The following is a 4,098-nucleotide window of genomic DNA, read 5'->3' on the forward strand; positions in this document are numbered from 1 at the left end:
CTGACTCCGTAACAATTTTTTCTGTTTAAGAGTGATAATTTCGGGAAAAAACCATGAAATACTTGATAACATGGCCAAACTTGTACTCCTCAATATTTTTCTCTGGCGACAATGAATTAGCCCTGCCTTAATCAGGGGGGAACCGCTTAAAAAGGGGGGCGGTTTCAAAGTCCCCCTTGTCAAGGGGGATTTAGGGGGATCGTAAATGTATTTTTATGAGAAATGCTATAAAACATCTCTATATTTAATCAATTCTGGAAAATGAGTCAAAACTATCAAGTCTGGAAAACAACAGAACTTGCACAAAAATATCTTTCTGGTGTAAGAAGTGCAGTTCCTTTAGCTACCGAACAAATTGAAATTATCCTAAGAATTATTTAGGCGACTAGACCTCAAGTAAATAACTTTTTAGATTTAGGTTGTGGTGATGGTATTTTAGGTCAAGCAATTCTCAGTCAATACCCTAATTCTCAAGGAGTATTTTTAGACTTTTCAGAAGCAATGATTGAAGCAGCAAAAAGTAAAATTGCCGATAATTATCAAGGGAATTTAGAATTTATCAATCAAGATTATGGTTTGCCAGAATGGGTAAATAAACTTCACCGAAAAGCACCATTTGATATAGTTGTCTCAGGATTTTCTATTCATCATCAACCAGACATCAGAAAACAAGAAATATATCAAGAGATTTACCAATTATTAAAGCCAGGAGGATTATTTTTGAATTTGGAACACGTTGCCTCCCCATCGAAATTAATTGAGCAATTATTTGATGAATTATATCATGTTCCCCTCCGGGGGAACGTTATATTAGCTATCTTTAGTCATCTAAAGATGACTTCTGCTTTGATCCTAGAAATTTATTTCTTGGCGGATTCGCTGATAACTGATAACTGATAACTGAAATCACTTCCCTACCCTGGGTACAAAAAACACAAAATCAGTAGGCACGATCGCTTCAATATTTGGGTCATAACCACCTACTTGATTAGTACGCAACACCCACAAGGAAGCACCAAACTGGAGAAAAATCATCGCTAGTTGGTCGTTAGTAAACCGAGGTAGGAGCGATCGCCAACTCCCTACAACTTGCCATAAAGTTTTTAGAGGAGTCTCTACAGGAAACCCCCCTAAAGTTGTTGCTTCCGAACGCCAGTCTGCTCGTGCTTTTCCCAAGGGTGTTAAGTGATTTTCCAAAGCTTTCACTAGATTGACTAATTGTGTAAAACGCTGAGTTTGCTCATCATCAGGATGTTCTCTGAGCCATTTCATAATTAAAGGATTTAATTTTAACTGAGCTACCATCCGGTTTAAAGCTGTATACAGTGCTTGACTTGAATCTTGCACGCAGGAGTTTATGGGACTAACAGCAGTTGCACCAGTACCATCCCCAGTCCGATAACGAGCTGCCATGACATCAAGTTCTTGCACTATATAACTGAGTGGAGAAAATTTGATACCGTTAAAATCATAATCTTCGGTCATGGGTTTAAACTTAATGATAATTTCTGAAGTAGGACGCGTTCCTAACCATCCCCATTGCCGATCGCCCATATATTTCATCCAAGATATAGTACCAGCAACAATACCATCACAGTTATGAGTATAGATTTGCCGATATTCTAGATTTAACTGGAGTTCATTTGCTAAAGGTTCCCGTACTACCTTTGTTATTCCAAAAGCAAAATGACCGAAAAATATTCCCAAGGGCGAAAATTCTGGTTTTCTGCCACCAATACCTCCATAGACGTGCATGAATAGAGCTTGTTCGCCTTCTTCCCAAACCGGAGTCTGGGAAATTTCACTCTGTTGTTTTTCTGTAGGGTTGAGCAAAATATTTGCAATGTCTCCTTTCGGAGCAACCTGGTTTTGCCAATATTTATAATTGATGTAGTCTAATGTGGCTTTTTTTCCAGAGATTATTTTCTTGGGTTTCAGGGAAAATAAAGCACGAGGAGCGATCGCTTGTACGACAAATTTACCCTGAGCATTCTTCGCTCCATAAATATACCAACCCTTTCCATTTACAGGAGAATTTTCTAAACCTTGGTTCTGAGAAGGTGAAATACCATTGCGGTCAACAATGACAGAAGGAATATAAATAATTTCTTCAACACCATCAAATTCCTGAGAGTTGGAATTATAGTGACGCACTCGAAATAAGTCTTCTCCTACAAACTGGATAATTTTCACCAACCCATAAAAACAACCAGAAATTTGAATTGGTTCGCGACTAATATATAAACTGAGGCGACCTATACCAGTATCCTCAACTACTACAGGTTCCGGTAAAGCCACAATCAGATCGTCTTCCGGTCTAGCACCTGCTAAAGATTCTAGAGGATCGACATTTTGCCAATTATCAATCCGCTCTGGATGAATATTTCCCTCTGTCTTACTCACCCTTACGCGATCGACAAAATTAACATCTGTAGTAACAAGTTGAACATAAGTTTGTAAATGAGAGTCATCACCCCAACGTAAATTCACAACCTGTCCGACGCGGTGTTTATTTTCTGAATCTGTCATCAGCAGTTCCAACAATACACCTTTAACCTCCTCCCTTTCCTCAGCAGTCGGTAAAATTAAACGTCCTACCCATTTACTAATAGGTTGATAGAGTTGCGAATCAACAGATTGAATTAAAGGATAATAACTAGGATGATTACATAAAGACTGCTTGTAGAGTTCATAATTACTAACAGTTCTAAAATCTTCAGGATTTAACCCTGTTGCTACCCAATTTTTGGTTAAAATTCCAGAAATAATATCCAGTGTTTGCTGTAAGTGAGTACGACCATCTGGAAGCATAGCTGTTCCCATCGGACCAATTTCATCGTTATGAGCAACCGGACCCAGAGAAATAAAACTAATTTTCCCCCGACGTTTAGCATGATTCCAATTAGATAAGAACATAATCGGCCATCTTCCAGGAAACATTATCGGACCTAATCGTTCTACACTATCCTTTTCTCCCACTAGGTGATACAGACGTTCTACTACCATTGCTCCAGTATTGCCACTGATTACCCCCGCCAAAGAAATCGCCTCAATGGGTGCCCCTGTAGCTTGCTTGAGAAAAGGCACCGCCCCCATAGACATTTGACCGCCTCCACTGTAACCAATCAGAGCGATCGGTTTTTGACTACCGAGAGGATAACCAAAATAGAGGAGACTATCAAATAACACTTGTGCTAATCCTTGATTTTGAATCAGACTGTAACGAGGGTCTGCTGCAACAGCAACCGCTGCAACATTACGAAGATTAATAATACCAGCGATGGGGTTATTAGGATTTCTCTGAGCAATAGAATCAAGGATGTTCCACAAAAATGCTAAAGGTCGGTCTGTTGTTAGAGAACGGTTTGTGGCAGAGTAGGGCATAATACCTTTGATAATTACTACATCTGGTGGTGTAGCATTAGCTAGGCGATCGAGAAAATTTTCAACTATGGGTAGGTATTGGTAGGAACCTTGGTTGATGCCATCCAAGTATAAGACATAAATAGAAGCATCTTGGCGGTCTGGTACTTCTTCGACTAAACTACCTGAATATCTGAGAGTTGGTGGTTCATACCATCCTGCCCACCAGGTTAACGATTCTAGGGGAGTGAAAATTATTGAACAGAAAAGTGCAATTAGACTTATATATATTAAGTTAATGGTTAGTTTAAAGGTGTCATTCAGGGCAGTGTACCAAATGGTGAAAAAGTTTTGAGATAGGGGTGATAAAAGGATAACGATGGAAAAAGCAATAATTCCTACAACTATATATTTGATGATAGGTTTAATTTTTTGCTTTTGCTGTTTATCTGTTTTTTGGGGTAATAGGTCGGTGCTAATCTGGAAGGAACTAGATTGGTTTCCTGCCATGACAATTTCTTTTAGTTCTTGTTTATCTGTTACTAACTCAGTTCCAGCAGCAAGATTTAATAGCCATCTACCAAAAGCAGTAATAGGACGACCAATGGTGCGTTGTGATACCTGATGTACAATCCATCCTAAAATATTACAAGCAAATGCTGCCCAAATATTCAGTTGTGTGATTTCTTGTATTGCTCTTATTTCTGCCAGTAAACTCCACAGAGTCAGTAGAAC

At 38.9% G+C, this 4,098-nt stretch carries 1 protein-coding gene and 1 pseudogene; one reads left to right on the forward strand and one right to left on the reverse strand.

The features are described 5' to 3' along the window. Window positions 1-399: 399 nt before the first annotated feature. Window positions 400-897 (forward strand): annotated as a pseudogene (locus F6K13_RS21695) (class I SAM-dependent methyltransferase); the annotation flags it as partial. A 9-nt stretch (window positions 898-906) separates the two neighbouring features. On the opposite strand, the gene F6K13_RS21700 reads toward F6K13_RS21695, so the two are convergent. Further along, window positions 907-4,098 (reverse strand): peptidase (locus F6K13_RS21700; protein ID WP_287288346.1); only part of this gene is annotated, 3,192 nt, incomplete at its 5' end.

This window comes from Okeania sp. SIO2B9, from assembly GCF_010672505.1.
Taxonomy (GTDB): Bacteria; Cyanobacteriota; Cyanobacteriia; order Cyanobacteriales; family Microcoleaceae; genus Okeania; species Okeania hirsuta.